Source organism: Cereibacter johrii, from assembly GCF_001720585.1.
GTDB lineage: Bacteria > Pseudomonadota > Alphaproteobacteria > Rhodobacterales > Rhodobacteraceae > Cereibacter_A > Cereibacter_A johrii.
Map to the genome: position 1 here is coordinate 1 of NZ_MABH01000011.1, position 3486 is coordinate 3486.

The window sequence follows — 3486 nt, forward strand, 5'->3', positions numbered from 1 at the left end:
AAAGCCCGCTGCGCGCCGCCGCCCGCCAGCCGCCCTCGCGCACGGGCAGGCGCAGCACGACCAGCGCGGGCAGCAGGCCGAAGATCGCCAGATGGATCAGGAAGCCCGGCGTGACGAGATGGCGCCCCTCGGACAGGGTGGTCGTCATCACGTTCTCGATCATGTCCCGGTCCATCGTCACGCCCAGCCGGTCCTGGAAATAGCCGGTCGCGGCGCCCAGAAGCAGCAGCAGCGCCAGCATCGGCCGGCGCAGCGGCCCCGTCCCGATCAGGGCGACGATGAAGAAGGTAAGCGTCCAGATCGCCGATCCGAACAGCAGAAGCTCGGCCCCCGGCCCGAAGATCCCGAGCGCGCGGCCCCAGAAGGTCGCATTGTCCGCGATCAGCAGGAAGCTCGTCACCGCGAGATCGATCTGGAAGACGGAGGGAAGCGCGCGACCCCGTGCAGGGGCCGCCGCCGAAGCCCGGCCTGCGCCGAGCGGATATGGGAACATGTTCTGAGACCTCTTGCCCGTTGCGCCCCGGCTACCGGCGCAAGCTGACAACAGGCTGAAATGGCGCAGCGGCGCCTCTCGCGGCTGGGGTGCGGGCGCATCCGGCTCGTCGGCCCCGCCGGGTGAGGCGGCGGGGCCTTCCATAGCGGGGGCCGGAGGCGTGCGACATGGATGGCCCATCATCGCGGCCGGACCCGGCGGCCGGCAATATGGCGGAGAGGAGAAAGCCCCCCGCGGAAGGACGGACGGCCCCCCGCGCGATACGATCGCGCCGCGTCCCGATCCTCTCCATCGGATGGGGCGCCTGATCCGTACTAAGCCTTCCGGGCAGGGTCTGCGGCCGGGGCCTTCAGCGGATGAGGCGCCGCACGAGCTGGAGAATCCGCCCCCGACCGATGGCGCAAAGTCCCGCCGTCACCCCTCTGCGGCGCGGACGCGCGGCGGGCTCCTGCGGCGCGAGCGGCGGAAACACCCGCAACGCCTTCGCGCGCGCCCTGTGAAGCGCCTGCGCCGTGGTCCCGTTTCCGGCCGGCACGCCCACACCGTAACTCATCAAGCAATCCCTTATCAGTATGATTATAAAGAGCCTGTTCCCGAGGGCCGCCGCAACCTGTCCATAAGTGGCGGCGGCCGCGCGGGCAGCCCCGCTGCAAGGCCCGTTCCGGCGCGGCGCCGAGCCCCTGTGCCCCCGGGCGAGGCTCTGCGACCTTCCGTCTCGGAGGCAGACCGGAACGGGCGCCACGCCCCCGAAGCGGGGGCTTGGCCTGCGCGACAGGGCATCCTGCGGCCCGAACGATGGCAGGAGACGCCGCGTCGTCTCGCACCGAGCCGCCTCGTGCTGTCCGCGGCCTGTCCTTCCGCTCTGCCGAGCCGCCCGACGCCGCGCGGTCCGGCTGAGATCTGGCCATGCGGGGGGCGGAGAAAGCCGCCGGATGGGCCGGAACGGCTTGAAAACCGGGGGCTCAGGGCCGTTCTTCTTCCGGACGGAGGCGTCTGCCCGGCGCCGCGTCGTCCGGCCCCGGCTCCACCTGCAGCGGACGCGCGGCCCGAGGCCCCGAGACCACCACGACAGGAGCCGGCCAGGCCGATCCCTCAGGCCGCGCCCGAGACCGGAGGCGGCTGCGGAACGAAGACCGCGCCCGCTTTCTCCCGTCTTCCCACCCGCCCCCCTCCGTCCGCGTCCAGAGCTTCCGCGCGGGCGGGGCAAAAAACCCCGGGGCAGGCTACAATATTAAGACTTTGGTGCCGTTACTCTTTCCGATCACCGCCGGATCGGGCGGAACCCCTGATGATGAAGGGCCCCATGAAACTGACCATAAAGATCAAGCTCGCCATGACCTTCCTTCTGGTGTTCCTGCTCATGGGGGAAGGCACCGTCCTCGGGCTTCTGGACCTGCGCTACGCGAACCAGACACTGCGGTCCATCGTGGACAGCCAGGCCGCGCGGGTCGAAGCCGCCAGCCGGCTCGAGATCCAGCAGACCGAGTTCAATGTGGTGCTGCGCGATTATGTGAGCGCCACGACGGCGGCCGAGCGCGCCAAGCTCAAGCAGGACATCACCCGGATCCGCGCCGAAATGAGCGCCAGCATCGAGCGTCTGCAGACGCTCGCGGATGCCGAGGGGCAAAAGCTCGTCGCCGCCTATGCCGAGCAGCGCAAGACCGCCGCCGCCGTGAACAACCGGGTCTTCGCGCTGGCGGATGCGGGCGATGTCGCTGGCGCCTCCGGCCTCCTGGCGGGCAACTCCCGCGCGAACATGGTGAAGCTCGCGGCGAACCTCGAGGCCTTCCGCACGCTCTACAAGACCCAGATGACCCAGGCCACGGCCAAGGCCGATCGCGAGCTGAAGGCGAGCCTTGTCAATCTGACGACGCTCGCGCTGGCGGGCATTCTCGCCGGAAGCATCGCGGCCACCTTCCTCATCCTCTCCATCGGGCGGAGGCTCGGCCGGGCGCTGGCGCTGTCGCAGCGCGTCGTGCAGGGGGATCTGACCACGCTGGCCGAAGAGCGCGGCTCGGACGAGATCGCGCAGCTCCTCAAGGCCAACAACGCCATGATCGTGAAACTGCGCGAGGTTCTGGGGCGGGTGTCGCTCGCGACCGAGCAGGTGGCGGCGAACAGCCAGACCATGGCCGCCACCTCCGAACAGCTGTCGCAGGGCAGCAGCGAGCAGGCGGCCTCGACCGAAGAGGCATCGGCCTCCGTCGAGGAGATGGCCGCCAACATCCGCCAGACCGCCGACAGCGCGGGCGAGACCGAACGGATCGCCGCGAAATCGGCGGAAGATGCGCGGGCCTCGGGCGAGGCCGTGCGCGAGGCGGTGGCCGCGATGGCCTCCATCGCCGACCGCATCCTCGTCGTGCAGGAGATCGCGCGCCAGACCGACCTCCTCGCCCTCAATGCCGCGGTCGAGGCCGCGCGGGCGGGCGAGCACGGGCGCGGCTTCGCCGTCGTGGCCAGCGAGGTCCGCAAGCTCGCCGAGCGCAGCCAGGCGGCGGCGGCCGAGATCTCGTCGCTGTCGGCGCGCACCTCCGGCGTGGCAGCCACGGCGGGCGAGATGCTCCAGCGTCTGGTGCCGGACATCGAGCGCACCTCCGGCCTCGTCTCCTCGATCTCCGTCGCCTCGCGCGAGCTGTCGACGGGGGCGCAGCAGGTGGCGCTCGCCATCCAGCAGCTCGATCAGGTCACCCAGCAGAACAGCACCGCCGCCGAAGCGCTGGCGAACGGCGCGGGCGAACTCTTTGCCGAGGCGGACCAGCTGAAGGAGGCGGTGGGCTTCTTCCGCACCGGGGAGGCGCAGGCCCCGGTCGCGCCGCAGCCGCGCGAGGCTGCGCCGCACGCGAGGCCTTCGGCGCGCACCCTGCCCCCGCAGCCGCTGCGGGCGGTGCGGCCCTCCAAGGGCTTCGACTTCGACATCGGCGAGAGCGAGTTCGACGAGCTCGACGCGGCCTTCCAGCGCACGGGCACGCGCTGAGACCACCCCGTCCGGCGAG

Annotated in this window: 2 protein-coding genes; one reads left to right on the plus strand and one right to left on the minus strand. The window is 71.1% G+C overall.

Annotated features, from left to right (window positions below):
• On the minus strand, positions 1 to 493 hold a 493-nt coding region (locus A9O63_RS00335; RefSeq protein WP_141703013.1), incomplete at its 3' end, for a phosphoethanolamine transferase domain-containing protein.
• Positions 494 to 1781: 1288 nt separating this feature from the next.
• Here A9O63_RS00335 and A9O63_RS00345 point away from each other — a divergent pair.
• A complete protein-coding gene (locus A9O63_RS00345; RefSeq protein ID WP_069330137.1) occupies positions 1782 to 3467 on the plus strand; it encodes a methyl-accepting chemotaxis protein in 1686 nt (561 codons plus the stop codon).
• Positions 3468 to 3486: the final 19 nt, after the last annotated feature.

Coding starts and splice junctions, on each gene's coding strand:
- A9O63_RS00345 (WP_069330137.1), top strand. CDS start 1,782: ATGATGAAGGGCCCCATGAAACTGACCATAAAGATCAAGCTCGCCATG.